The 829-nt window shown below is 61.2% G+C and carries 1 protein-coding gene; it reads left to right on the top strand.

Features of this window, described 5'->3' with window-relative positions; translation table 11 throughout:
• Window positions 1–316: 316 nt before the first annotated feature.
• The coding region (locus I5W_RS33795) for an FUSC family protein (protein ID WP_044531701.1) at window positions 317–829 on the top strand (513 nt) is incomplete at its 3' end.

The raw sequence follows: 829 nt of genomic DNA, 5'->3' as shown, positions 1-829 counted from the left end.
GCACTGCTGCATGGGCAAGCCCATCGCATACTGATTTCCACCCCATTAATGTTCATGGAGAGATGAAAGATAACGCATGTCTTCCCAAAAAAAAGCAGTCCATGCTGGCGACACTACCGGAGGATGCGCGTGACTTNGGTGACACCCTTTTATGCGCTGAAAAACAGAAAGCCAGCAAGACCTACTTGTTACGACACATGCGTAAATCATCAAAAAGCAAAGAGGTGGATGAAAACTATATAGAGCGCACCAAGTCGATCAAAGCCGACGGCGAACTTGCAGAACGATTGCTGAGCGTAGCGGCACCGGACGTCTGTTGCAGCAGGTCGATACGCCGCTGGCGCTGGGCGGCCAGGATCCGGCCGGCCTCAAGCAGGCCGCTCGCGTGGCCCGGCCACAACGTCGGGGTGTGGCGGCGCTGCTGCACCTGCTGGCTGCGCTGTGGCGCAAGGCCGCGCTGCATGTGCGCGCCGGTTCGGCCGAATGGCATCACGCCTGGCGCTGCGCCGCCGCCGCCGGTGCCACCTACCTGATCGTGCATCTGCTGGAACTGCCCTTCGGCTATTGGGCCACCATGGCCACCATGCTGGTAATGCAGCCGAGTATTTCTGATAGCTGGTCGCGCAGCATGGAGCGCGCCGTAGGCAGCGTGGTCGGTGGCGTGCTGGCGGTGGCGGTCTGCCTGGTGGTGCATTCGCCGCTGGGACTGGCGGTGCTGGTGTTTCCGCTGACGGTGCTGACCATGGCGCTGCGTCCGGTCAGCTATGGCCTGTATGCCACTTTCCTTACCCCGGTCTTCGTGCTGGTGGCCGATGTCGGTGGCGATCCG

The organism is Herbaspirillum sp. B65 (assembly GCF_000333555.1).
Lineage (GTDB): Bacteria > Pseudomonadota > Gammaproteobacteria > Burkholderiales > Burkholderiaceae_D > Herbaspirillum > Herbaspirillum rubrisubalbicans.
Note: the sequence above shows the minus strand (reverse complement) of the source record. Positions and strands in the feature narration are given on the sequence as shown.